Here is a 24,030-nt window from a genome sequence, read left to right as displayed (position 1 = left end):
ACACCGGAAACGGTGTCCCCCTCTTGCTGAGGACACCCACATGTACAAGTTCTTCTTCGACCTCGTCTTCAAGCGGATGGACCCGGAGCAGGCCCACCATCTGGCCTTCCGCTGGATCCGCCTGGCCGCCCGCGTCCCGGTGCTCCGCACCTTCGTCGCCGCCGTGCTCGCGCCCCGGTACAAGGAGCTGCGCACCGAGGCCCTCGGCCTGCGCATGCACGGCCCCTTCGGCCTCGCCGCCGGCTTCGACAAGAACGCCGTCGCCATCGACGGCATGTCGATGCTCGGCTTCGACCACATCGAGATCGGCACGGTCACCGGCGAGGCCCAGCCCGGCAACCCCAAGAAGCGGCTCTTCCGGCTGGTACCGGACCGCGCGCTGATCAATCGCATGGGCTTCAACAACGAGGGCTCCGCCGCCGTCGCCGCCCGCCTGCACGCGCGCGTGCCGGTCTTCAGGACCGTCGTGGGCGTCAACATCGGCAAGACCAAGGTCGTCCCGGAGGCCGAGGCCGCCGCCGACTACGTGAAGTCCACCGAGCGCCTCGCCCGGTACGCCGACTACCTGGTCGTCAACGTCTCCTCGCCGAACACCCCGGGCCTGCGCAACCTCCAGGCCACCGAGTCGCTGCGCCCGCTGCTCACCGCGGTACGCGAGGCGGCCGACCGCACGGTCACCGACCGCCGCGTCCCGCTCCTGGTCAAGATCGCCCCCGACCTGGCCGACGAGGACGTCGACGCCGTCGCCGACCTGGCCCTGGAGCTCGGCCTCGACGGCATCATCGCCACCAACACCACCATCGCCCGCGAGGGCCTCGGCCTGAAGTCCGACCCGGCTCTGGTGAAGGAGACCGGCGGTCTGTCCGGCGCCCCGGTCAAGGAGCGCTCCCTCGCCGTGCTGAGGCGCCTCCACGCGCGCGTGGGCGACCGGCTCGTCCTCGTGGGCGTCGGCGGCATCGAGAACGCCGAGGACGCCTGGCAGCGCATCCTGGCCGGCGCCACCCTGATCCAGGGCTACAGCGCCTTCATCTACGAGGGCCCGTTCTACGCCCGCGCGATCCACAAGGGCCTCGCGGCGCGCCTCGCCGCCTCCCCGTACGCCACCCTCGCCGAGGCCGTCGGCGCCGACAACCGAAAGGCCGCCGTCCAGTGACTCTCTCCTTCGGAACCCGCCTGCGCTCGGCCATGGACGAGCGCGGCCCGCTCTGCGTGGGCATCGACCCGCACGCCGCCCTGCTCGCCTCCTGGGGCCTGGACGACGACATCGCCGGCCTGGAGCGCTTCACCTTCACGGTCGTCGAGGCGCTCGCCGAGACCGTCGCCGTGTTCAAGCCGCAGTCCGCGTTCTTCGAGCGCTTCGGCTCGCGCGGTGTCGCCGTCCTGGAGCGCGCCGTCGCCGAGCTGCGGGCGGCGGGCGGCCTGGTCGTCATGGACGCCAAGCGCGGCGACATCGGCTCCACCATGGCCGCGTACGCCGAGGCCTTCCTGCGCAAGGACTCACCGCTCTTCTCGGACGCGCTCACGGTCTCGCCGTACCTCGGGTACGGCTCCCTCAAGCCGGCCGTCGACCTGGCGAGGGAGTCCGGTGCGGGCCTCTTCGTCCTGGCCCTCACGTCCAACCCGGAGGGAGCCGAGGTCCAGCGGGCCGTCCGCGAGGACGGGCGCACCATCGGCGCCACCATGCTGGCCCACCTCGCCGAGGAGAACGCGGGGGAGACCCCGATGGGCTCCTTCGGCGCGGTGGTCGGCGCGACGCTGGGCGATCTCTCCTCTTTCGACCTGGACATCAACGGCCCGCTCCTGGCCCCCGGCCTCGGCGCCCAGGGCGCGACCCCGGCCGACCTCCCCGCGGTCTTCGGCGCGGCGGTCCGCAACGTGGTCCCCAACGTCAGCCGGGGCGTCCTGAAGCACGGTCCGGACGCCGCCGCCCTGCGCGCCTCGGCGGAGCGCTACGCGACCGAGATCCGCGAGGCGGTCGCCGTCTGACGGCGCCGGGTGCCGCCCACGCCGTGGCCGTCCGACGCCGCCGGAGTGGGCCGCTGGACCAACCCGCAGGTGAGGGCCGTCTCATTCCTTGACAAGATCCTTACCTAAAACCCGGTTGTTATGCCGGAAAAGTCCTGGTCGGTCGATGCTGACCAGGACTTTTCGCTTGTTCTCGCTGACTGGAGAGACATTGGCCGCTAGTCTCCGGGGCAGAGCCAGCGTTCGACGGCCACTTGCGTTGATCGCTGCTCCACTGGTGTGGGGCGACTAGGTTCCTCACCGGTCCGTATCCGACAGTTCGACATCCGAGGTGACGTAGGCGTGGCTCTTCCGCCCCTTACCCCTGAACAGCGCGCAGCCGCGCTCGAAAAGGCCGCCGCGGCTCGCCGGGAGCGGGCCGAGGTCAAGAATCGACTCAAGCACTCCGGCGCCTCCCTCCACGAGGTCATCAAGCAGGGCCAGGAGAACGACGTCATCGGCAAGATGAAGGTCTCCGCGCTGCTCGAGTCCCTCCCCGGCGTGGGCAAGGTCCGCGCCAAGCAGATCATGGAGCGGCTCGGGATCTCCGAGAGCCGTCGTGTGCGCGGGCTCGGTTCCAACCAGATCGCCTCCCTGGAGCGCGAGTTCGGCAGCACCGGCGCCTGAGACGGGACTGCCGTCCCAGGCACCCCCGCAAAGCTGGAATAATCGCTGCATGGCAGCAGAGGTACGTCCGCGGCTGACCGTGCTCTCCGGCCCCTCCGGGGTGGGTAAGAGCACGGTCGTCGCTCATATGCGCAAGGTCCACCCCGAGGTCTGGCTCTCGGTGTCGGCCACGACACGAAAGCCGCGCCCCGGCGAGAAGCACGGCGTCCAGTACTTCTTCGTCATGGACGACGAATTCGACAAGCTGGTCGCCAACGGAGAGCTCCTCGAATGGGCCGAGTTCGCGGGCAACCGCTACGGCACGCCCCGTCAGGCGGTTCTGGAGCGGCTGGAGGCCGGCGAGCCGGTCCTCCTGGAGATCGACCTCCAGGGCGCCCGGCAGGTCAAGGAGTCCATGCCGGACTCGCAGCTGGTCTTCCTGGCCCCGCCGAGCTGGGACGAGCTGGTCCGCCGGCTCACCGGCCGGGGTACCGAGTCGCCCGAGGTCATCGAGCGACGGCTGGAGGCCGCGAAGATCGAACTGGCCGCCGAGACGGAGTTCGACACCACCCTGGTCAACACCTCCGTCGAGGACGTGGCGCGTGAGCTGCTAGCCTTGATGAACGTTGTTTGATCTTTTTCTGATCACCTGGATCTGATCATCCCGATCAGCTCACCCAGAAGTTTCTTCGGAAGGCTAGAGCGTGTCCTCTTCCATCACCGCGCCCGAGGGCATCATCAACCCGCCGATCGACGAGCTGCTCGAGGCCACCGACTCGAAGTACAGCCTCGTGATCTACGCGGCCAAGCGCGCGCGTCAGATCAACGCGTACTACTCGCAGCTCGGAGAGGGCCTGCTCGAGTACGTCGGTCCGCTCGTCGACACCCACGTCCACGAGAAGCCGCTCTCGATCGCCCTGCGCGAGATCAACGCGGGTCTGCTGACCTCCGAGGCCATCGAGGGCCCGGCGCAGTAAGCACGTACGAACGTAACGTTCGTCACCACAGGCCCGGCGGAACATCCGCCGGGCCTGTGGTGTCTCATGGAGTCGTACGCATCCGATTACGCGTTCCGAGTGCGGGGAGTGGCAGTGGTGACCAAGCCGAAGGTCGTTCTGGGCGTCAGCGGCGGCATCGCCGCCTACAAGGCCTGTGAGCTGCTCCGGCGGCTGACCGAGTCGGGTCACGACGTCCGTGTCGTGCCGACCGCCTCCGCCCTGAACTTCGTCGGCGCGGCCACCTGGTCCGCCCTCTCCGGCAACCCCGTCTCCACCGAGGTGTGGGAGTCCGTCCACGAGGTCCCGCACGTACGGATCGGGCAGGGCGCCGACCTCGTCGTCGTGGCCCCCGCCACCGCCGACATGCTCGCCAAGGCCGCCCACGGCCTCGCCGACGACCTGCTGACGAACACGCTGCTCACCGCCCGCTGTCCGGTCGTCTTCGCCCCGGCGATGCACACCGAGATGTGGGAGCACCCCGCCACCCAGGAGAACGTGGCCACACTGCGCCGGCGCGGCGCCGTCGTCATCGAGCCAGCCGTCGGCCGGCTGACCGGCGTCGACACCGGCAAGGGCCGGCTGCCGGATCCCGGCGAGATCTTCGAGGTCTGCCGGCGGATCCTCGCGCGCGGCACGGCAGCCCCCGACCTCGTCGGCCGCCACGTCGTGGTCAGCGCGGGCGGCACCCGTGAGCCCCTCGACCCGGTCCGCTACCTGGGCAACCGTTCCTCCGGCAAGCAGGGCTACGCCCTGGCCAGGGCCGCTGCCGCCCGGGGCGCCCGGGTCACTCTCGTCGAGGCCAACACAGGCATCCCCGACCCGGCCGGGGTCGACGTCGTGCACGTCGGCACCGCGGTCCAGCTGCGCGAGGCCGTCCTCAAGGCGGCGGCCGACGCCGACGCGGTGGTCATGGCCGCCGCCGTCGCCGACTTCCGCCCCGCCGTCTACGCCCCCGGCAAGATCAAGAAGCGGGACGACGTCGAGGCGCCGGTCGTCGAGCTGGTCCGCAACCCCGACATCCTCGCCGAGATCTCGGCCGACCGGGCGCTGCCGGGCCAGGTGGTCGTCGGCTTCGCCGCCGAGACGGACGACGTCCTGGCCAACGGCCGCGAGAAGCTCCGCCGCAAGGGCTGCGACCTGCTCGTGGTCAACGAGGTGGGCGAGCGCAAGACCTTCGGCTCCGAGGAGAACGAGGCCGTGATCCTCGCCTCCGACGGCTCCGACACGCCCGTACCGTACGGACCGAAGGAAGCCCTGGCCGAGAAGGTCTGGGACCTCGTCGCACCCCGTCTGCGGTCTGTTCCCCAGGAGAATTCGGCGAAATCTCACTCCCGGCCGGATTTCACCGTCCCAGCCGAGTGAATTCCCCGGGAATCCGGTCCCAGCGGGCGATCCGATCCGGTGAGGGCGGAGCGGGCCGGACCGGAATCGGCGAGCGCGACGCTCCCATCTTCCGAGACACCTGGCCCAATGGCTGACGACGCCCGATAGACTGTTCTTGGTACGACGCGGGGCGCAGCCCCCTGCCGTCCGACATTGTTCAGCCAGCAGCCGCTGCAACCCCAGGGAGCATTGTGTCCCGTCGTCTGTTCACTTCGGAGTCCGTGACCGAAGGTCACCCCGACAAGATCGCTGACCAGATCAGCGACACCATTCTCGACGCGCTCCTCCGCGAGGACCCCACGTCCCGCGTCGCCGTCGAGACGCTGATCACCACCGGCCTCGTGCACGTCGCCGGTGAGGTCACCACGAAGGCGTGGGCCGACATCCCCACCCTCGTTCGGAACAAGATCCTCGAGATCGGGTACGACTCCTCGAAGAAGGGCTTCGACGGCGCGTCCTGCGGCGTCTCGGTCTCCATCGGGTCGCAGTCCCCGGACATCGCGCAGGGCGTCGACACGGCGTACGAGAAGCGCGTCGAGGGCGACGAGGACGAGCTGGACAAGCAGGGCGCCGGCGACCAGGGCCTGATGTTCGGCTACGCGTCGGACGAGACCCCGGAGCTGATGCCGCTCCCGATCTACCTCGCGCACCGGCTCTCCCGCCGTCTGACCGAGGTCCGCAAGAACGGGACGATCCCGTACCTGCGCCCCGACGGCAAGACCCAGGTCACCATCGAGTACGACGGTGACAAGGCCGTCCGTCTCGACACGGTCGTCGTCTCCTCCCAGCACGCCTCGGACATCGACCTCGAGTCGCTGCTCGCGCCCGACATCCGTGAGTTCGTCGTCGAGCACGTCCTGAAGCAGCTCGTCGAGGACGGCATCAAGCTGGACGTCGACGGCTACCGCCTGCTGGTCAACCCGACCGGCCGCTTCGAGATCGGCGGCCCGATGGGCGACGCCGGCCTCACCGGTCGCAAGATCATCATCGACACGTACGGCGGCATGGCCCGCCACGGCGGCGGCGCGTTCTCCGGCAAGGACCCGTCCAAGGTCGACCGCTCGGCCGCCTACGCGATGCGCTGGGTCGCCAAGAACGTCGTGGCCGCCGGCCTCGCCTCGCGCTGCGAGGTCCAGGTCGCGTACGCGATCGGCAAGGCGGAGCCCGTCGGTCTCTTCGTCGAGACCTTCGGCACGAACACGATCGAGACCGAGAAGATCGAGAACGCCATCGGCGAGGTCTTCGACCTCCGCCCGGCCGCGATCATCCGCGACCTCGACCTGCTCCGCCCGATCTACGCCCAGACCGCGGCGTACGGCCACTTCGGCCGCGAGCTCCCCGACTTCACCTGGGAGCGCACGGACCGCGTGGACGCCCTCCGCAAGGCCGCGGGCCTCTAACCCGCGCCTCAGCACGACGACACGGAAGCCCGGCACCCCTGGGGGGCGCCGGGCTTCCGTGCGTCCGGCCCCGTCACGGCTGTCAGTGCGGTCTGGTAGGTATGGGGCTGTGAGCAGCGAGAACGAGACGCCCGAGGGTGCGGCCGGCGAGTCGCACGAGCAGCTCGCGCTCATTCGGGAGTCCGTGCGGAAGGCGAAGGTGCCGCGGGCCAAGCCGCGGACGTGGCGGGGGGCCGCGTTGGCCAAGGAGCTGCCCGTCGCGCGGGTGGTGGTCAACAAGGGCGTGCTCCATCTCGACCAGTTCTTCGACTACGCCGTGCCCGAGGAGCTGGACGCCGTCGCGCAGCCCGGGGTGCGGGTGCGGGTGCGGTTCGGGGCCGGGGCGCATCAGGTCAGGGACGGGCGGCGCGAGGGCGGGCGGCTGATCGACGGGTTCCTCGTCGAGCGGCGGGCCGAGTCGGACTACAAGGGCGCCCTTGCCGCGCTCGCCGATGTCGTGTCGCCCGAGCCGGTGCTGAGCGCCGAGCTCCTGGGGCTCGCCCGGGCCGTCGCCGACCGGTACGCGGGGAGCCTGGCGGACGTGCTCCAGCTCGCGATTCCGCCCCGTAGCGCGCGGGCCGAGGGGAAGGCGTCCCCGGAGCCGCTGCCCCCGCCCGCAGCGCCCGAGGCGGGCACCTGGGCGCGGTACGAGCGCGGACCGGGGTTCCTGGACGCCCTGGCCCGGGGTGGTGCGCCGCGCGCCGTGTGGAACGCGCTGCCGGGGCCGTACTGGGCCGAGGAGCTGGCCCGCGCCGTGGGAGCCACGCTCGCCTCCGGGCGCGGCGCGCTGGTCGTCGTACCCGACGGGCGGGCCGCCGCGCGCGTGGACGCGGCGCTGGCGGCCCTCCTGGGGCCGGGGCGGCACGCGCTGCTCACGGCGGAGACCGGACCGGAGAAGCGGTACGCCCAGTGGCTGGCGGTACGGCGGGGCTCCGTGCGGGCGGTCGTCGGTACGCGTGCGGCGATGTTCGCACCCGTCCGCGACCTCGGGCTCGTCGCCATCTGGGACGACGGGGACGGCAGCCACAGCGAGCTCCACGCCCCGCAGCCCCATGCGCGCGACGTCCTGCTGCTGCGCGCCGCCCACGACAAGTGCGCCTTTCTGCTCGGCTCGACCAGCTGCACCGTCGAGGCCGCGCAGCTCGTGGAGTCCGGCTGGGCCGCGCCGATCGTCGCCGGCCGGGATCAGGTGCGCGTCGCCGCCCCGCTCGTACGGACCGTGGGGGACGAACTGCTCGCCCGCGACGAGGCGGCGCGGGCCGCGAGGCTGCCGTCGCTGGCCTGGGAGACGGTACGGGAGGGCCTGAAGACCGGCCCGGTGCTCGTCCAGGTGCCGCGGCGGGGTTACGTACCGAGGCTGGCGTGCGAGCGCTGCCGGACGCCCGCCCGCTGTCGGCACTGCGCCGGGCCCCTGGAGGCGCCCGAGCAGCAGGAGCTGCGATGCGGCTGGTGCGGGCTGGGTGCGCCGGACTGGCACTGTGTGGAGTGCGGTGCGACCCGGCTGCGGGCCCAGATCGTGGGGGCGCGGCGGACGGCGGAGGAGCTGGGCCGGGCGTTCCCGGCCGTGCCGGTACGGACGTCTGGGCGGGACCATGTCCTGGACACCGTGCCCGGGCGCCCCGCGCTCGTGGTGTCCACACCGGGCGCGGAGCCGGTCGCCGAGGGCGGTTACGCGGCCGCGCTGCTCCTCGACGGATGGGCGATGCTCGGTCGTCCCGATCTGCGGGCGGGTGAGGAGGCGCTGCGTCGCTGGATCGACGCGGCCTCGCTGGTACGGGGGCAGGGTGAGGGCGGCACGGTGGTGGTGGTCGCGGAGCCCACGCTGCGACCGGTGCAGGCGCTGGTGCGGTGGGATCCCGTCGGCCACGCGCAGCGCGAGCTGGCGGAGCGGGCGGAGCTGGGCTTCCCGCCGGTGTCCCGGATGGCGGCGGTCTCCGGCCCGCCGGAAGCGGTCGTGGCGTTCCTCGCGGCGGCCGAACTGCCCCACGACGCGGAGGTGTTGGGCCCGGTGCCGCTACCCGTCGTACGGCCCGGGGGGCCTCGCCGCCCGGGGGACACCCCGCCGGGCGAGCAGTGGGAGCGCGCACTGGTCCGTGTCCCCCCGGGCAACGGCGCGGCGCTGGCGGCGGCGTTGAAGAAGGCGCAGGCGGGGCGGCTGGCGCGGGGCGGGGGAGAACCGGTGCGGGTGCGGGTGGACCCGCCGGACATCGGCTGACGGGTCGGGTGAGGTCGGGCGATCGTCCGCCGTGGCGCTGCCCACCCTCGACCTGCGGAGAGGCGTTCCCCGGGGGCGGCGCCACCCCACCGCCCCTGCGGAGCGCAAGGCCACAACGGGGCGGGGTGGGCCGCCCCGGCGGGTGGGGGCGTCAGCCGTTGCGGGGTGCGGGGAAGGCCGACGGGCGGGCGTCCTCGCGGAGGGGCATCGCGGCCGGCTGCGGCGGCATCGTGCGGGCCGGCGGCACCACCGGGAGCGTGCGCGTCGCCCCAGGCTCCGGGGCGCGCTCCTGCTCCGCCACGGCGCCCGGCTGCGGCGTGCGACGGGAGCCGTAACGGCGGTGGACCGCCTGCTTCGTGACCCCGAGCGCCGAGCCCACCGCGTCCCACGAGAACCCCAGCGAGCGGTCGAAGTCGACCGCCGCCGTCACCAGCGTCTCGACGCTGTCCCGCAGCTCCTGGGCGAGCCGGACGGTCGGCGCGGGTGCCCGTCCGTAGACGACGAAGCCCGTCGACGGACCGGAGCGGCGCGGGCGGTAGACATTGCCCAACTGGGCCGTGAGCGTGCGCAGTGCGTCGACCTGGCGCCGGACCCGCTCGATGTCCCGCACCAACAGATGCAGACTTGCCCGGGCTTGGGCGTCGTGGGTTGCGTGGTCGGCCATGTCTAAGCCTCTCGAACCGGCGTGGAATAGGGTCGGGCCACGACGAGGGGGCGGGCCCGTTTCGGTCAATCTCTCTTGACCAACGCGCTACCCGGGGTTGGGTCACGCTGCGGGGGCGTACACGCATATGCGCGGGGCGCTCTTCGTCACGTACGCCCCCTCGTGCCACGGCCCCTAGACTGGTGCGCTGCCCTCCCCCAAGCTCTCGGCTGCGCTCGAGCAGGGGGGTACCCCCATCGCCCCGAGATGCGAGGTTTTTCCGAGTGAAGCTGGTCTTCGCAGGCACCCCCGAGGTCGCCGTGCCCGCCCTGGATGCCCTGCTCGCCTCCGGCCGGCACGAGGTGGCCGCCGTCGTCACCCGCCCCGACGCCCCCGCCGGCCGCGGCCGGCGCCTGGTGGCGAGCCCGGTCGCCGAGCGTGCGGAGGAGGCCGGGGTCGAGATCCTCAAGCCCTCGCGGCCCAGGGACGAGGCGTTCCTCGCCCGCCTGCGGGAGATCGCCCCGGACTGCTGCCCGGTCGTGGCCTACGGCGCGCTGCTGCCCAAGGTCGCCCTCGACATCCCGGCCCACGGCTGGGTCAATCTGCACTTCTCGCTGCTGCCCGCGTGGCGCGGCGCGGCGCCCGTGCAGCACGCTGTCATGGCGGGCGACGAGGTGACCGGCGCGTCGACGTTCCAGATCGAGGAGGGACTCGACTCCGGACCGGTCTACGGCGTGATCACCGAGGACGTCCGCCCCACCGACACCAGCGGCGACCTGCTCACCCGGCTCGCCTTCGCGGGCGCGGGCCTGCTCGCCGCGACGATGGACGGCATCGAGGACGGCACCCTGAAGGCCGTCGCGCAGCCGGCCGACGGCATCACCCTCGCGCCCAAGATCCAGGTCGAGGACGCGCACGTCGACTGGAAGACCCCGGCGCTGCGCGTGGACCGCGTCGTGCGCGGCTGCACGCCCGCCCCGGGCGCGTGGACCGTGTTCCGCGGCGAGCGCCTCAAGCTGATCCAGGCGGCGCTGGTCCCCGACCGTACGGACCTGGCGCCCGGCGAGCTCGCGGCGGGCAAGAACAACGTGTACGTCGGCACGGGCTCGCACGCCGTCGAGCTGCTCTGGGTCCAGCCGCAGGGCAAGAAGCCGATGAAGGCCGCCGACTGGGCCCGCGGCGTCCGAATCGCCCCGGGCGAGCGTGTGGGCCTCTAGCGAGGGGGCGGCGAGCCGGCCTCGTGCCTGATCGCCGCCGAGGCGCCGGCCGTCGGCATGGGGCCTTTTCGGCGCGCGGGGGCGGCGGACGTAGGCTGAGAGGGTTCGACCTCGTCTTTTCTCACGCGGAGCACCTTTGAGCGAGCAGGCACGTCGCCGTCCCCCCAAGCCGTACCGGCGCCCCCAGAAGGATCCCGTGCGGATCCTCGCCTTCGAGGCACTCAGGGCGGTCGACGAGCGGGACGCGTACGCGAACCTCGTGTTGCCGCCGCTGCTGAAGAAGGCCCGGGAGAAGGGTGACTTCGACGGTCGTGACGCCGCGCTCGCGACCGAGCTGGTCTACGGCACGCTGCGGCGCCAGGGGACGTACGACGCCATCGTGTCCGCCTGCATCGACCGACCGCTCCGCGAGGTCGACCCGCCGGTCCTCGACGTGCTGTCGCTCGGCGCCCATCAGCTGCTCGGTACGCGCATCCCGACGCACGCCGCCGTCTCCGCCAGCGTGGAGCTCGCGCGCGTGGTGCTCGGGGACGGACGGGCCAAGTTCGTGAACGCCGTTCTGCGCAAGATCTCGCAGCACGACCTCGACACCTGGGTGGAACAGGTCGCGCCGCCCTACGAGGACGACGCCGAGGACCATCTCGCGGTCGTCCACTCGCACCCCCGCTGGGTCGTCTCCGCGCTCTGGGACGCCCTCGGCGGCGGCCGGGCCGGGATCGAGGACCTGCTCGAGGCCGACAACGAGCGTCCCGAGGTCACGCTCGTGGCCCGCCCCGGGCGCGCCACCACCGAGGAGCTCACCGACGAGGACACCCTGCCCGGCCGCTGGTCGCCCTACGCGGTGCGGCTGGCCGAGGGCGGCGAGCCCGGTGCCATCGAGGCCGTCAAGGACGGGCGCGCGGGCGTCCAGGACGAGGGCAGCCAGCTCGTCGCCATCGCGCTCGCCAACGCGCCCCTCGAGGGTCGCGACGAGCGCTGGCTGGACGGCTGCGCGGGCCCCGGCGGCAAGGCGGCCCTCCTGGGCGCCCTGGCCGCCGAGCGCGGCGCCGCCCTGCTCGCCTCCGAGAAGCAGCCGCACCGCGCCCGCCTCGTCGAACGCGCGCTGGCCGGCAACCCCGGCCCGTACCAGGTCATCGCCGCCGACGGCACCCGCCCGCCGTGGCGCCCCGGCTCGTTCGACCGCGTCCTCATGGACGTGCCCTGCTCGGGCCTCGGCGCCCTGCGCCGCCGCCCCGAGGCCCGCTGGCGCCGCCGCCCGGAGGACCTGGACGGCTTCGCCCCGCTCCAGCGCGGGCTGCTGCGCGAGGCGCTCTCGGCGGTCCGCGTCGGGGGAGTCGTCGGATACGCGACCTGCTCGCCGCACCTGGCCGAGACCCGCGTGGTCGTCGAGGACGTCCTCAAGGGCCGCGGCGGCCCGGCGGCCGAGGCGGAGTGGATCGACGTACGCCCGCTGATGCCCGGCGTCCCCGCTCTCGGTGAGGGGCCGGACGTCCAGCTGTGGCCGCACCTCCACGGCACGGACGCGATGTATCTCGCGCTGCTGCGGCGTACGGCCTGACGGCGGCGGATCCGCGCCCGTCCGGCATGTGGACAGGGGGCGAATCCGGAATCAGGACCGAATCCGGGCCGAATCCGCACCGAACCCGTGCGGATCCCGGTCCGAAACCGCTCCGCGGCAAAGAAGTGCCCAAGAACATGGCAGGCTTGGCACATGGCGCAGATCAACCCCAGCATCCTGTCCGCAGACTTCGCCCGCCTCGCCGATGAGGCGAAGGCCGTCGCCGGTGCCGACTGGCTGCATGTCGATGTCATGGACAACCACTTCGTGCCCAACCTGACGCTCGGCGTGCCGATCGTCGAGTCGCTCGCCCGGGCCACGGACACCCCGCTGGACTGCCACCTCATGATCGAGGACCCGGATCGCTGGGCCCCTCAGTACGTCGAGGCCGGCGCCGGGTCCGTCACCTTCCACGTCGAGGCGGCGGCCGCCCCCGTGCGGCTGGCGCGCGAGATCCGGGCCAAGGGGGCGCGTGCCTCGATGGCCCTGAAGCCCGCCACGCCCATCGAGCCGTACGAGGACCTGCTCCCCGAGCTGGACATGCTGCTGATCATGACCGTCGAGCCGGGCTTCGGCGGGCAGGCCTTCCTCGACATCATGCTGCCCAAGATCCGTCGCACCCGTGAGCTCATCTCCAAGCACGGACTGGAGCTGTGGCTCCAGGTCGACGGCGGGGTGGCCGAATCCACCATCGAGCGGTGCGCCGAGGCCGGCGCGGACGTCTTCGTCGCCGGGTCGGCGGTCTACGGCGCCCAGGACCCGGCCGAGGCCGTCCGCTCCCTCCGCGCGCAGGCCGAGTCCGCGACCGCCACGGCGGCGTGGGCGTGTGGCCACTGAGCCTCCGGCAGATGAACGCGGTCCGTCGGCGCACCGACAGGACCGATCGTGACCCGCCGGATCTGACAGGATGAACGGCGAGTCCAGAGTGTGAACGACAGCAGGACGACAGCAGCACGACGCGGCACGTGGGCAGCGGTACGTGAACAGAGCTAAGGAGATCGCGGTGGCGGGAATCTCGGCGGGACGGTCAGCCCTGCGGATGGGACCCGCGGAGCTGGTGCAGGCGGCGGCCATGGCGCGCCGTTTCTACCTCGAGGGCAAGTCCAAGATCCAGATCGCCGAGGAGTTCGGCGTGAGCCGCTTCAAGGTGGCCCGGGTCCTGGAGACCGCGCTCGAACGCGACCTCGTACGGATCGAGATCCGCGTCCCGGCCGAGCTGGACGCGGAGCGCTCGGACGCGCTCCGCGCCCGGTACGGGCTCCGCCACGCCGTCGTCGTCGAGTCCCCGGCGGAGGGCGAGGACGAGTCGCCCGACCCGGAGAACCTCGGCGAGGTCGCGGCCGACCTGCTCGGCGAGCTGGTCAACGAGGGTGACGTCCTGGGCCTGGCCTGGGGCCGCTCGACCATCCACATGGCCGCCGCCCTCGACCGGCTGCCCCCGTGCACGGTCGTCCAGCTCACCGGCGTGTACGACGCCGGGACCGCCGAGCGCGGCTCGGTCGAGGCGGTACGGCGTGCCGCCCAGGTCTCCGGCGGCGAGGCGCACCCCATCTACGCGCCGATGCTGCTGCCCGACCCGGCCACGGCGGCCGCGCTGCGCAACCAGACGGGCATCGCGCGCGCCTTCGAGTACTTCGACAAGGTCACCGTCGCCTGTGTGTCCATCGGCTCCTGGGAGCCGGGCATCTCGACCGTGCACGACATGCTCACGGACGAGGAGCGCGCTCACTACGCCTCCCTCGGCGTCGCCGCCGAGATGTCCGCGCACCTCTTCGACGCCGACGGGCGCCGGGTGGGCCGTGACCTGGGCGAGCGCTGCATCACGGTCGAGGCGGACCGGCTGCGCCGGATCCCCGAGGTCGTGGCGATCGCGGGCGGTCAGCGCAAGGCGGCGGCGATCGGGGCGGTGCTCCGCTCCGGGCTCGTCACCAGCCTCGTGACCGACCGTGCCGCGGCCGACTACCTCCTCACCGAGTCCGTCCCGGGCCCGCGCCCCGCGCTGGAGCGGAAGGACCCGGACGGCGTCTGACGCCCCGGCACGCCCGTCCCACGGGCGGCCCGGGACCGGGTGGGCCGCGCCGAAGGCCGCCCCGTCCGAGGCCCCGCGCGGGACCCGGGCCGCCGGGCCCCGCGCCGGTATCGTCGGCACATGTTGCCCCGGACCCTCCGCGCGCTGCTCGCGCTCGTGCTGTGCGTCACGGCACTCGCCGGCTGCTCCACCGCCGCCGGCGACGGCGCGCCCGCCCCCACCGGATCCTCCGGGCTCGTGACCGTCCAGGCCGGCGACCTGCCTGCCGAGGCGCGGGCCGCCCTGGAGCTCATCGAGCGCGGCGGGCCGTTCCCGTACGAGAAGGACGGCGCGACCTTCTCCAACTTCGAGCGGATCCTGCCGCAGCACGAGCGCGGCTACTACCGCGAGTACACCGTCCGCACCCCCGGCGAACGCGACCGTGGCGCACGGCGCCTGGTCACCGGGCAGGGCGGCGAGGTCTACTACACCGACGACCACTACGAGACCTTCCGGGAAGTGGTGCTCGATGACGCTCGATGACGCACTCGTCCTCGACCTGAACGGGATCGTGGACAAGGCCGGCTTCATGGACCGCTGCGCCACCACCCTCGGGCTCCCCGCCTGGTTCGGACGGAACTGGGACGCCCTCGCCGACTGCCTGACGGACCTTCCCGAGCCGGTGGCCCTCGTCGTCACCGGCTGGAAGTCGTACGCCGAGACCCGGCCCGGCGACTGGGAGACCGCCCAGGACGTCTTCGCCACGGCGGCCGACACCAGCCCCACCGGCCTCACCGTCCTCCTCGCTCTTGGAGGAATCGACAAGAGGGGTGTCGCAAGCCTCGGATGAAACGCCCGGGACTGGTATGTGTACGGGCGTGGGACAATGAACTACGTGCTTTTTCCCCTGGCTGAAATGCCTAGGGGCCGATCCGAACGACTGGGATGTCAGCACGTGCGTTTCCTCAATGACGTCAAGCCGCCCTACGACCTGACGTACGACGATGTCTTCATGGTGCCGAGCCGCTCGGCCGTGGGTTCCCGCCAGGCCGTGGACCTCTCCTCGCCGGACGGTACCGGCACGACGATCCCGCTGGTCGTCGCCAACATGACCGCGATCGCCGGCCGCCGTATGGCCGAGACCGTCGCCCGCCGCGGTGGCCTCGTCGTCATCCCCCAGGACATTCCGATCGAGGTCGTCACCGACGTCATCTCGTGGGTGAAGAGCCGCCACCACGTCCTGGACACCCCCATCGTCCTCGCGCCCCACCAGACCGTCGCCGACGCGCTCTCGCTGCTGCCCAAGCGGTCGCACGACGCCGGTGTCGTCGTCGACGAGGACCGCCGTCCGGTCGGTGTCGTCACCGACGCGGACCTGTCCGGCGTGGACCGCTTCACCCAGCTCTCCGAGGTCATGTCGAAGGACCTGCTGCTCCTCGACGCCGACATCGAGCCGCGCGACGCGTTCAACACGCTCGACCACGCCAACCGCCGCTACGCCCCGGCCGTGGACAAGGACGGCCGTCTGGTCGGCATCCTGACCCGCAAGGGCGCGCTCCGCGCGACCTTGTACACCCCGGCCGTCGACGCGAACGGCAAGCTGCGCATCGCCGCCGCGGTCGGCATCAACGGCGACTTCGTGGGCAAGGCCAAGCAGCTCCTCGACGCGGGCGTCGACACGCTCGTCATCGACACGGCCCACGGCCACCAGGAGTCGATGGTCGCCGCGATCAAGGCCGTGCGCGCCCTCGACCCGCAGGTCCCGATCGTCGCCGGCAACATCGTCGCCGCCGAGGGTGTGCGCGACCTCATCGAGGCCGGCGCGGACATCATCAAGGTCGGCGTGGGCCCCGGCGCCATGTGCACCACGCGCATGATGACCGGCGTCGGCCGCCCGCAGTTCTCCGCGGTCCTGGAGTGCGCCGCCGAGGCGAAGAAGTACGGCAAGCACGTATGGGCCGACGGTGGCGTTCGGCACCCGCGTGACGTCGCCATGGCGCTCGCCGCCGGCGCGTCCAACGTCATGATCGGCTCGTGGTTCGCCGGGACGTACGAGTCCCCCGGCGACCTCCAGCACACCGCCGACGGGCGTCCGTACAAGGAGTCCTTCGGCATGGCCTCGGCCCGCGCCGTGCAGAACCGCACGAGCGAGGAGTCGGCCTACGACCGTGCCCGCAAGGGCCTCTTCGAGGAGGGCATCTCGACCTCGCGGATGTTCCTCGACCCGGCCCGCCCGGGCGTCGAGGACCTGATCGACTCGATCATCGCGGGCGTCCGCTCCTCCTGCACCTACGCGGGCGCGGCCTCGCTCGCGGAGTTCGAGGAGAAGGCCGTGGTCGGCATCCAGAGCGCCGCCGGTTACGCCGAGGGCAAGCCGCTGCACGCCAGCTGGAGCTAGTCCGTCGTACGAAGGCCCCCGCGAGTCGCCTCGCGGGGGCCTTCGTCGTCTCCGCACACAGGTCACGCGGCCGTCCGCAGTCCCCGCACATGCGGCCTCAGCGCGTCCGCGACCGCCGCCGCCATCCGGGCGTGCCCGCGGTCGTTGGGGTGCAGGCCGTCCGCCAGGTCCTCGGGGTCGAGCAGGGGACGGCCCGAGAGCACGATCAGCCGACTGTCGCCCTCCGCCGCCAGGTCGCGCCCCGCCTCCTCCATGGCCGTCCGCAGGTCCTCCAGCGTGGCGCCCAGGGCGTTGGGGGCGGTCTCGGCCTCCGGGCGCAGCACGGGGGAGAGGATCAGCAGCGGGGTGTCCGGGTGGCGCCGGCGCACCAGGCCCACGTAGGCCCGTACCGTCTCGTACAGCCATCCCGCCGAACAGGGCGCCCTGGACCAGCAGTTGGTGCCGAAGGCCAGGGTGACGAGCTCGCCGGGGAGGCTCGCGAGCTGCTCGGCGAGGGGAAGTTCACCGCGCGCCCCGCCCGCGAAGCCGAGGTTGACCGTGTCCAGGCCGAGCATCCGCCCCGCCGTCGCCGGCCAGGAGTGGGCGGGCCGTGTGGACCACCAGCCCTCGGTGATCGAGTCGCCGTGCACGAGCCAGCGCGGCCGCCGCGGGGCGGGGGAGAGGGAGCCGTCGCACGCCCGGAGGCCGAGCACCACCGGCGCCTGGCTCTCCGGCAGATGGACCGCGAACGTCCCGCCCTCGGGCGGGAGTTCGAGGGCGATGGTGGCCTCCTCCGCCGGCGCCGTGAAGCTCTCGCCCACGCACCGGTCGTCCCGCCACAGCGCGAAGCAGTGCCGCAGGGCCCGCATCGCGTCCCCGGAGGCCGGAACGGCGGCGCGGTAGCGCAGCTCGACCGCCCGGGTGCCGGGCTCGGCCGCGAACTCGACCCGTACGCCGATGGGCAGCGCGGCCCGCTCGGCCGTGTCCCAGGGGAGCCGGGCCAGGTCGGCGGGGTCGGCGCGGACCGCACGGCCGCCGTCGAGCCAGGCCGTGCCGCGGAGATAGGGAGTGGGATCCAGCCAACCCACCGAAGCCTCCGATCGAGGTGACGCAGCGGGCTCGCAGAGTCGGTCATCCGGCACAAGGAGTCAATGCGCACGTGGTGTGTGCTTCACACCCCGCTTATCGCCCCAATGTGCCGATTCATGCGAGGGGGCGCAATGTTTCCTCGTCTGGGCTCCAAGTGCGCAATGATCATCTGCGGGTGCGCAACAACCCTGCATTACGAGCGCGAAGCGTGGGGCTTAGGCTCATGCCTCGTACCAGGAGTGGCGGCGACCGCCTGCTCGGCGGTTCCCCCTTCCCTCGCGGGCCCTCTCGTCATGCCCGCGTACCGCCGTGGTCGTCGCATTTCGACAGGCAGCGATCAAGGAGCCTTCGCAGTGCTGGATCAAGGCACGGCCTCACCGGCCACCGAGCCGACCGTCCCCAAGACCTCCGGGCTCTCCGCCCTTACCCGGCGCAAGCCGGTAGAACGCCTGGTCGCCGAGGGTGGCCAGGGTGAGGGCGGCTCGCTCCGCCGCACGCTCTCGATGTGGCAGCTGACCATGATCAGCATCGGTGCGACGCTCGGCACCGGCATCTTCGTGGTCCTCGGCGACGCCGTGCCGAAGGCCGGCCCCGCGGTCACGGTCGCCTTCGTCATCGCCGGTCTCACGGCCCTCTTCTCCGCCCTTTCGTACGCCGAGCTGGCGGGCTCCATACCGGTCGCCGGCTCCTCCTACTCGTATGCGTACGCAACGATGGGTGAACTTGTCGCGTGGGTCTGCGGCTGGTGTCTGGTCCTGGAGTACGGCGTGTCCGTCGCCGCCGTCGCGGTCGGCTGGGGCGAGTACCTCAACGAGCTGCTCGACGGCACGATCGGCGTCACCATCCCCGACGTGCTCTCCTCGGCGCCCGGTGAGGGCGGCATCATCAACCTGCCGGGTCTGATCGTCGTCCTGCTCGCGATGGTCTTCCTGCTCGGCGGCGCCCGCGAGTCCGCTCTCGTGAACACCGTCATGGTCTTCGTGAAGATCGCCGCGCTGGTGCTGTTCTGCGCCATCGGCTTCATGGGCTTCAAGTCCGGCAACTACGCCGACTTCATGCCGCTCGGCATGGCCGGCGTCAGCGCCGCCGGTGCGAGCCTCTTCTTCTCGTACATCGGCTTCGACGCCGCCTCCACCGCTGGTGAGGAGGCGAAGGACCCGAAGCGTGACCTGCCGCGCGCGATCATGCTCTCGCTGCTCATCGTCACCGTCCTCTACGTCCTGGTCGCGGCCGTCGCCGTCGGCGCGTGGAACTGGAAGGACTTCGAGGGCTCCGAGGCCTCGCTCGCCGCGATCATGAACGACGTCAGCGGCCAGAAGTTCTGGGGCACCCTGCTCGCCGCCGGTGCGGTCATCTCGATCGCCAGCGTCGTCCTGACCGTCCTCTACGGCCAGACCCGTGTGCTCTTCGCGATGTCCCGCGACGGCCTCGTGCCCAAGGTCTTCGGCAAGGTCAGCGGCAAGACCGGCACCCCGCGCGTCAACACCGTCATCGTCTCGGTCTTCTGCGGCGCCCTGGCCTCCGTCATCCCGCTGGGCAAGCTCGTCGACGCCACCAGCATCGGCACGCTGTTCGCCTTCGCCCTGGTCAACATCGCGGTGATCGTGCTGCGCCGCAGCCGCCCGACGATGGACCGCACCTTCCGCGTGCCGCTCGGCTGGACGTTCCCGATCCTCGGCTTCGGCTTCTGCGTGTACAACATGTTCAGCCTGGACTCGGTCACCTGGGTGGTCTTCGGTTGCTGGATGGCCGCGGGCCTCGTGTTCTACTTCCTGTACGGCATGCGCCGCTCCCGCCTGGCCACCGAACCCCTCGTGGTCACCGACGCAGAGAAGTGATCCACCCGTAGTGCGACTCAACGACCTCGACGAACGCATCGTCCACGCCCTCGCGGAGGACGCCCGCCGCTCGTACGCCGACATCGGCTCGCTCGTCGGCCTGTCCGCGCCCGCCGTCAAGCGGCGCGTGGACCGGCTGCGGGCCGAGGGCGCCATCACCGGATTCACCGTACGGGTGGACCCGGCGGCGCTCGGCTGGGAGACCGAGGGGTTCGTCGAGATCTACTGTCGCCACAACACCTCGCCGGACGACATCCGGCGAGGTCTGGAGCGCTACCCCGAGGTGGTGTCCGCGTCGACCGTCACGGGCGACGCGGACGCCGTCGTCCAGGTCTTCGCCTCCGACATGCGCCACTTCGAGCGCGTCCTGGAGCGGATCGCGGGCGAGCCGTTCGTGGAGCGCACCAAGTCGGTCCTGGTGCTCTCGCCGCTGCTGCGGCGCTTCTCCTCCGGCTCGCCCGCGTAGCCCTTGCGGGCAGCGGGACGAAGGGCGGTGCGGGCCGTGGTTCCCGCACCGCCCTTCGGGCTATTCGGTCGGGTACTCCGGCTGCCAGGGCAGCACCTTGAAGTCGCCCGTGCCGGCCTTCGTCCTCTCGAACGGCGCCGGGCTGTGGCACGGGGGCACGTCGCCCTGCTCCGGGTCCTGCGCCAGCCAGCTGTAGCCCAGCCGGTCGTGCTTGCCCAGATCGTGAACGGAGACCCCGATGCGCCGCTTGTCGAACTCCTTCACATCGGTCTCGGTGACCTTGCCCGTCACTGTGGCCACCTTCCCGCCCGTGACCAGACAGTCCACCTTCACCACGGCGTAGCCACCCTTGCCGTTCTTGTAGTGGCTGAACCGGAAGGTGCCGGTCGCCGCCTGCGGGTTCATGTTGTCCTTCGCCGCGAGATGGGCGTCGAAGGAGAACGTGATGTCGTCGCTCGCCACCCGGTAGATCTTCGCGCTCCCGGTCAGCGCCGCGGCCTCCCGGCTGCCGCCCCTCCCGTCCCCGGAGGCGACCGCGGAGCCCGCGGCTCCCGCGCTGATCGTCAGGGCGGCGGCGAGAGCGGCGATCTTCGTACGGCGGTTCATGGAATCTCGGTCCTTTCGGCAGGTCAACCGGACGACCACCACTCTTCCGCGACACCCCTCGCACGGCGTCGGGCCGCGGGACGGTTCCCCCTCCGCCGCGCGGCGGGGGAGTCCTGCGACCGTGGTCGGACAGGCGCGCAACGAATCGCCGCCGCACCGTCCGATCGCGCAATGGTTCGACGGTCGGTCCGCAACGGTCGCGTCTTGTCCCGATCGAGCGCGAAACCGTACCGTTTCTGAGGTCTTTCCCTCCCCCTTCCGACCCCCGAGGATCGCCGATGCCCGCGCTGCGCACCGCCCTGCTCCAGAGCTCCGGACAGCCCGGTGATGTGGCCGCCAATCTGAAGGTCCTCGACGAGGCCGCCGCCCGCGCGGCCGAGGCCGGAGCCGGGCTGCTGCTCGCCCCCGAGCTCTTCCTGACCGGCTACGCGATCGGCGCCGACATGGCGCGCCTGGCCGAGCCGGCCGACGGTCCCTCCGCCCGTGCCGTCGCCGCCGTCGCCGAGCGCCACGGCCTCGCCGTCGGCTACGGCTACCCGGAGCGGGACACCGAGCAGCACGGCGTCCTCTACAACGCCGCCCAGCTCATCGGCGCCGACGGAGCCACCCTCCTGCGCTACCGCAAGACCCACCTGTTCGGAGACTTCGAGCACCACTGGTTCACGCCCGGCGAGGACGCCGTCGTCCAGGCGGAGCTCGGCGGCCTCACCGTGTCGATGATGATCTGCTACGACGTCGAGTTCCCCGAGAACGTACGGGCGCAGGCCCTGGCCGGTACGGACCTCCTCCTCGTACCGACCGCGCTGATGCACCCCGCCGAGGTCGTGCCCGAGTCCGTCGTCCCCGTGCGCGCGTTCGAGAACCAGATCTACATCGCGTACGCCAACCGGACCGGCCCGGAGGGCGACTTCGAGTTCGTCGGACTCTCCACGCTCGCCGCCCCCGACGGCACCGCCCGGGCCCGCGCGGGCCGGGGCGAGGACCTCGTCCTCGGCGACGTGGACCCCGCCGTCCTCGCCGCCTCCCGCAAGGACAACCCCTACCTCCGCGACCGGCGTCCCGGCCTCTACGGCTCCCTCGTCTGAGCCGCCCCTTCCCTCGAACCGCCCCGATCTTTTCCGTGCAAGGAGTCCGTACCCCATGACGTCCACGGTGCCCACGACCGCCGTCCCGCACAGCGACGGCCAGCCGCCGATCACCATGTTCGGTCCGGACTTCCCGTACGCCTACGACGACTTCCTGGCCCACCCGGCCGGGCTCGGCCAGATACCCGCGACCGAGCACGGCACCGAGGTCGCCGTCATCGGTGGCGGTCTCTCGGGCATCATCGCGGCCTACGAGCTGATGAAGATGGGCCTCAAGCCCGTCGTCTACGAGGCCGACCAGATCGGCGGCCGGCTGCGCACCGTCGGCTTCGAGGGCACCGGCACCGAGGGGCTGACGGCGGAGATGGGCGCCATGCGCTTCCCGCCCTCCTCCACCGCCTTCCAGCACTACATCGACCTGGTGGGCCTGGAGACGCAGCCCTTCCCGAACCCGCTCGCCGAGTCCACCCCGTCGACCGTCGTCGACCTCAAGGGCGAGTCGCACTACGCGCAGACCGTCGACGACCTCCCGCAGGTCTACCGCGACGTGATGAACGCGTGGAACGCCTGTCTCGACGAGGGCGCCGACTTCTCCGACATGAACCAGGCCATGCGTGAGCGCGACGTCCCGCGCATCCGTGAGATCTGGTCGAAGCTCGTCGAGAAGCTCGACAACCAGACCTTCTACGGCTTCCTGTGCGAGTCGGAGTCGTTCAAGTCCTTCCGGCACCGGGAGATCTTCGGCCAGGTCGGCTTCGGCACCGGCGGCTGGGACACCGACTTCCCCAACTCCATCCTGGAGATCCTCCGCGTCGTCTACACCGAGGCCGACGACCACCACCGCGGCATCGTGGGCGGCTCGCAGCAGCTGCCGCTGCGCCTGTGGGAGCGCGAGCCGGAGAAGATCGTCCACTGGGCGCAGGGCACCTCCCTGCGGTCCCTGCACGAGGGCGACCCGAAGCCGGCCGTCACGCGGCTGAACCGCACCGCCGGCAACCGGATCACCGTCACGGACGCCACCGGGGACATCCGTACGTACAAGGCGGCGATCTTCACCGCCCAGTCCTGGATGCTGCTCTCCAAGATCGCCTGCGACGACTCGCTCTTCCCGATCGACCACTGGACCGCCATCGAGCGCACCCACTACATGGAGAGCTCGAAGCTCTTCGTGCCGGTGGACCGGCCGTTCTGGCTGGACAAGGACGAGGAGACCGGCCGGGACGTCATGTCGATGACGCTGACCGACCGGATGACCCGCGGCACGTACCTCCTGGACGACGGCCCGGACAAGCCCGCCACGATCTGCCTCTCGTACACCTGGTGCGACGACAGCCTGAAGTGGCTGCCGCTGTCCGCGAACGAGCGGATGGAGGTCATGCTGAAGTCGCTCGGCGAGATCTACCCGAAGGTCGACATCCGGAAGCACATCATCGGCAATCCGGTGACGGTCTCCTGGGAGAACGAGCCCTACTTCATGGGCGCCTTCAAGGCGAACCTGCCGGGCCACTACCGCTACCAGCGCCGCCTGTTCACCCACTTCATGCAGGACAGGCTGCCCGAGGACAAGCGGGGCATCTTCCTCGCCGGCGACGACATCTCCTGGACGGCCGGCTGGGCCGAGGGTGCCGTGCAGACCGCGCTCAACGCGGTGTGGGGCGTGATGCACCACTTCGGCGGCTCGACCGACGCCACCAACCCGGGCCCGGGCGACGTGTACGACGAGATCGCCCCGGTGGAGCTCCCCGAGGACTGAGCGTCCCGAGCCGTGCGCCGCGCGGAGTCAGCCGCGCACGGACAGCGGGGTGAGCAGCATCCGCCCCACCAGGCCCACCGACCGGTCGAGGCGTTCCCTGAACTCCTCGGCCAGTTCGGGAAGTTCGCCCAGCTCCCAGAGGGAGCGGGCGGAGAGCCAGGCCCCGTCACGGGCCCGGTCCAGGCTCCAGCAGCCCAGCAGATGCGTCAGCGGGTCCGCGACCTCCAGGAGGTCCGGGCCCGGCATCAGTTCCTCGCGGATCCGCTCCTCCAGGAGGACGAGGATGTCGCCGACCCGGTCGAACTCGTCCTCGAGGTCGCGCGGGGCGCAGTCGAGGGTCCGGCAGGTGTCGACCACGGCGAGCGCCAGGTCGTGGCCGATGTGCGCGTTGATCCCGGCGAGCGCGAACTGGAGCGGCCGTACGCCGGGATGGCGACGGTAGTGGAAGAGCGGCCGCCAGCAGGCCGGGGCGGCGCCGTCGGCGGCGACGGTGTCGACGACCGCGAGATAGCGCTCGGCGAAGCGGACGTCGAGGGTCGCGGCGGCCCGGCGGTCGGCGAAGGTGCCGGAGTCGATGGCCCGGCCGATCTCCTCCGTCACGGTCAGATAGACCCGGTTGAAGACGGCGACGCCGTCGGCCGGATGCCAGGCCGAGCGGATTCTCCGCATCCGCTCCACCACCGGGTCGACCGCGGTGAACTGCCCGATCTGCGTGGTCTGCGCCATGGGGGCAGCGTCCCAGCAG

23 protein-coding genes are annotated in these 24,030 nt (G+C 71.8%); 19 read left to right on the top strand and 4 right to left on the bottom strand.

What is annotated here, in order from left to right; all coding sequences use genetic code 11:
- The first annotated feature begins 40 nt into the window (after nt 1-40).
- The 8 genes from ACZ3OF_RS34020 to ACZ3OF_RS33985 all read left to right on the top strand — a co-directional run bounded on the left by ACZ3OF_RS34020 (nt 41) and on the right by ACZ3OF_RS33985 (nt 8,645).
- On the top strand, nt 41-1,153 hold the full coding sequence (locus tag ACZ3OF_RS34020) for a quinone-dependent dihydroorotate dehydrogenase (RefSeq protein ID WP_467308699.1): 1,113 nt from the start codon (nt 41-43) through the stop codon (nt 1,151-1,153).
- Nucleotides 1,150-1,986, top strand: a complete 837-nt coding sequence (gene pyrF, locus ACZ3OF_RS34015; protein ID WP_467308697.1) for an orotidine-5'-phosphate decarboxylase — start codon at nt 1,150-1,152, stop codon at nt 1,984-1,986. The genes ACZ3OF_RS34020 and pyrF overlap by 4 nt, the downstream gene beginning before the upstream one ends.
- A gap of 321 nt (nt 1,987-2,307) precedes the next feature.
- Nucleotides 2,308-2,631, top strand: coding sequence for an integration host factor (locus ACZ3OF_RS34010; protein WP_026246651.1), 324 nt, complete (start codon nt 2,308-2,310; stop codon nt 2,629-2,631).
- Between the two features lie 49 nt (nt 2,632-2,680).
- Nucleotides 2,681-3,244, top strand: coding sequence for a guanylate kinase (gene gmk / locus ACZ3OF_RS34005; protein WP_361678609.1), 564 nt, complete (start codon nt 2,681-2,683; stop codon nt 3,242-3,244).
- Nucleotides 3,245-3,314: 70 nt separating this feature from the next.
- Entirely contained in the window at nt 3,315-3,587 is a 273-nt protein-coding gene (gene rpoZ / locus ACZ3OF_RS34000) for a DNA-directed RNA polymerase subunit omega (protein ID WP_005319902.1), read from the top strand.
- A 117-nt stretch (nt 3,588-3,704) separates the two neighbouring features.
- Complete coding sequence (gene coaBC, locus ACZ3OF_RS33995) at nt 3,705-4,970, top strand: bifunctional phosphopantothenoylcysteine decarboxylase/phosphopantothenate--cysteine ligase CoaBC (RefSeq protein ID WP_361678611.1); 1,266 nt, start codon at nt 3,705-3,707, stop codon at nt 4,968-4,970.
- A 212-nt stretch (nt 4,971-5,182) separates the two neighbouring features.
- The gene (gene metK / locus ACZ3OF_RS33990; protein WP_361445145.1) at nt 5,183-6,391 is read left to right on the top strand and encodes a methionine adenosyltransferase; all 1,209 of its coding nucleotides are present in this window, start codon (nt 5,183-5,185) and stop codon (nt 6,389-6,391) included.
- 109 nt (nt 6,392-6,500) lie between these two features.
- Nucleotides 6,501-8,645: a primosomal protein N' gene (locus ACZ3OF_RS33985; RefSeq protein WP_361678614.1), complete on the top strand. Its 2,145-nt coding sequence runs from the start codon at nt 6,501-6,503 to the stop codon at nt 8,643-8,645.
- 151 nt (nt 8,646-8,796) lie between these two features.
- Here the strand turns inward: ACZ3OF_RS33985 and ACZ3OF_RS33980 are convergent, their stop codons facing one another.
- Nucleotides 8,797-9,309 (bottom strand): hypothetical protein, encoded by a 513-nt coding sequence (locus tag ACZ3OF_RS33980; protein ID WP_467308690.1) that lies wholly within the window; start codon nt 9,307-9,309, stop codon nt 8,797-8,799.
- Nucleotides 9,310-9,572: 263 nt separating this feature from the next.
- Here ACZ3OF_RS33980 and fmt point away from each other — a divergent pair, with 263 nt between their 5' ends.
- From fmt to ACZ3OF_RS33945, 7 genes are all read left to right on the top strand, one after another.
- On the top strand, nt 9,573-10,505 hold the full coding sequence (gene fmt / locus ACZ3OF_RS33975) for a methionyl-tRNA formyltransferase (RefSeq protein WP_467308688.1): 933 nt from the start codon (nt 9,573-9,575) through the stop codon (nt 10,503-10,505).
- Nucleotides 10,506-10,641: 136 nt separating this feature from the next.
- Nucleotides 10,642-12,063: an RsmB/NOP family class I SAM-dependent RNA methyltransferase gene (locus tag ACZ3OF_RS33970; RefSeq protein WP_361678623.1), complete on the top strand. Its 1,422-nt coding sequence runs from the start codon at nt 10,642-10,644 to the stop codon at nt 12,061-12,063.
- Between the two features lie 153 nt (nt 12,064-12,216).
- A complete protein-coding gene (gene rpe, locus ACZ3OF_RS33965) occupies nt 12,217-12,900 on the top strand; it encodes a ribulose-phosphate 3-epimerase (protein ID WP_361445130.1) in 684 nt (227 codons plus the stop codon).
- A gap of 166 nt (nt 12,901-13,066) precedes the next feature.
- Entirely contained in the window at nt 13,067-14,092 is a 1,026-nt protein-coding gene (locus ACZ3OF_RS33960; protein WP_467308685.1) for a sugar-binding transcriptional regulator, read from the top strand.
- Nucleotides 14,093-14,212: 120 nt separating this feature from the next.
- Nucleotides 14,213-14,614 carry a guanyl-specific ribonuclease gene (locus tag ACZ3OF_RS33955; RefSeq protein WP_361678629.1) on the top strand — a complete coding sequence of 134 codons (402 nt, stop codon included), beginning with the start codon at nt 14,213-14,215 and terminating at the stop codon, nt 14,612-14,614.
- Nucleotides 14,601-14,921 (top strand): barstar family protein, encoded by a 321-nt coding sequence (locus ACZ3OF_RS33950; protein WP_467308682.1) that lies wholly within the window; start codon nt 14,601-14,603, stop codon nt 14,919-14,921. The genes ACZ3OF_RS33955 and ACZ3OF_RS33950 overlap by 14 nt, the downstream gene beginning before the upstream one ends.
- A gap of 105 nt (nt 14,922-15,026) precedes the next feature.
- Nucleotides 15,027-16,469 (top strand): GuaB1 family IMP dehydrogenase-related protein, encoded by a 1,443-nt coding sequence (locus ACZ3OF_RS33945; protein ID WP_361678635.1) that lies wholly within the window; start codon nt 15,027-15,029, stop codon nt 16,467-16,469.
- Between the two features lie 62 nt (nt 16,470-16,531).
- Here ACZ3OF_RS33945 and ACZ3OF_RS33940 read toward each other — a convergent pair whose 3' ends face one another.
- Nucleotides 16,532-17,536 (bottom strand): GDSL-type esterase/lipase family protein, encoded by a 1,005-nt coding sequence (locus ACZ3OF_RS33940; RefSeq protein WP_361678638.1) that lies wholly within the window; start codon nt 17,534-17,536, stop codon nt 16,532-16,534.
- Nucleotides 17,537-17,890: 354 nt separating this feature from the next.
- On the opposite strand from ACZ3OF_RS33940, the gene ACZ3OF_RS33935 reads away from it, so the two are divergent.
- Both ACZ3OF_RS33935 and ACZ3OF_RS33930 read left to right on the top strand, forming a co-directional pair.
- Nucleotides 17,891-19,375, top strand: coding sequence for an amino acid permease (locus ACZ3OF_RS33935; protein WP_361678642.1), 1,485 nt, complete (start codon nt 17,891-17,893; stop codon nt 19,373-19,375).
- A 10-nt stretch (nt 19,376-19,385) separates the two neighbouring features.
- Entirely contained in the window at nt 19,386-19,841 is a 456-nt protein-coding gene (locus tag ACZ3OF_RS33930; RefSeq protein ID WP_015032260.1) for an Lrp/AsnC family transcriptional regulator, read from the top strand.
- 60 nt (nt 19,842-19,901) lie between these two features.
- Here the strand turns inward: ACZ3OF_RS33930 and ACZ3OF_RS33925 are convergent, their stop codons facing one another.
- Nucleotides 19,902-20,447, bottom strand: coding sequence for a Repetin (locus ACZ3OF_RS33925; RefSeq protein WP_361678645.1), 546 nt, complete (start codon nt 20,445-20,447; stop codon nt 19,902-19,904).
- A 278-nt stretch (nt 20,448-20,725) separates the two neighbouring features.
- Here ACZ3OF_RS33925 and ACZ3OF_RS33920 point away from each other — a divergent pair, with 278 nt between their 5' ends.
- A complete protein-coding gene (locus ACZ3OF_RS33920; RefSeq protein ID WP_361678648.1) occupies nt 20,726-21,532 on the top strand; it encodes a carbon-nitrogen hydrolase family protein in 807 nt (268 codons plus the stop codon).
- Between the two features lie 55 nt (nt 21,533-21,587).
- Nucleotides 21,588-23,285 (top strand): flavin monoamine oxidase family protein, encoded by a 1,698-nt coding sequence (locus tag ACZ3OF_RS33915; RefSeq protein ID WP_467308677.1) that lies wholly within the window; start codon nt 21,588-21,590, stop codon nt 23,283-23,285.
- Between the two features lie 27 nt (nt 23,286-23,312).
- On the opposite strand, the gene ACZ3OF_RS33910 is transcribed toward ACZ3OF_RS33915, so the two are convergent.
- Nucleotides 23,313-24,011, bottom strand: a complete 699-nt coding sequence (locus tag ACZ3OF_RS33910) for a DUF5995 family protein (RefSeq protein WP_361678654.1) — start codon at nt 24,009-24,011, stop codon at nt 23,313-23,315.
- Nucleotides 24,012-24,030: the final 19 nt, after the last annotated feature.

The organism is Streptomyces sp. NPDC022552, from assembly GCF_055561875.1.
The sequence above is the reverse complement of the archived record's forward strand: the minus strand, read 5'-3'. Positions and strand labels throughout refer to the sequence as shown.

Excerpts from the sequence above, each read along its gene's own strand:
- ACZ3OF_RS33950 (WP_467308682.1), top strand. The coding sequence starts at position 14,601 with ATGACGCTCGATGACGCACTCGTCCTCGACCTGAACGGGATCGTGGAC.
- ACZ3OF_RS33915 (WP_467308677.1), top strand. The coding sequence starts at position 21,588 with ATGACGTCCACGGTGCCCACGACCGCCGTCCCGCACAGCGACGGCCAG.
- ACZ3OF_RS33925 (WP_361678645.1), bottom strand. The coding sequence starts at position 20,447 with ATGAACCGCCGTACGAAGATCGCCGCTCTCGCCGCCGCCCTGACGATC.
- rpe (WP_361445130.1), top strand. The coding sequence starts at position 12,217 with ATGGCGCAGATCAACCCCAGCATCCTGTCCGCAGACTTCGCCCGCCTC.
- ACZ3OF_RS33955 (WP_361678629.1), top strand. The coding sequence starts at position 14,213 with ATGTTGCCCCGGACCCTCCGCGCGCTGCTCGCGCTCGTGCTGTGCGTC.
- ACZ3OF_RS34020 (WP_467308699.1), top strand. The coding sequence starts at position 41 with ATGTACAAGTTCTTCTTCGACCTCGTCTTCAAGCGGATGGACCCGGAG.
- gmk (WP_361678609.1), top strand. The coding sequence starts at position 2,681 with ATGGCAGCAGAGGTACGTCCGCGGCTGACCGTGCTCTCCGGCCCCTCC.
- ACZ3OF_RS33910 (WP_361678654.1), bottom strand. The coding sequence starts at position 24,011 with ATGGCGCAGACCACGCAGATCGGGCAGTTCACCGCGGTCGACCCGGTG.
- ACZ3OF_RS33920 (WP_361678648.1), top strand. The coding sequence starts at position 20,726 with ATGCCCGCGCTGCGCACCGCCCTGCTCCAGAGCTCCGGACAGCCCGGT.
- ACZ3OF_RS33980 (WP_467308690.1), bottom strand. The coding sequence starts at position 9,309 with ATGGCCGACCACGCAACCCACGACGCCCAAGCCCGGGCAAGTCTGCAT.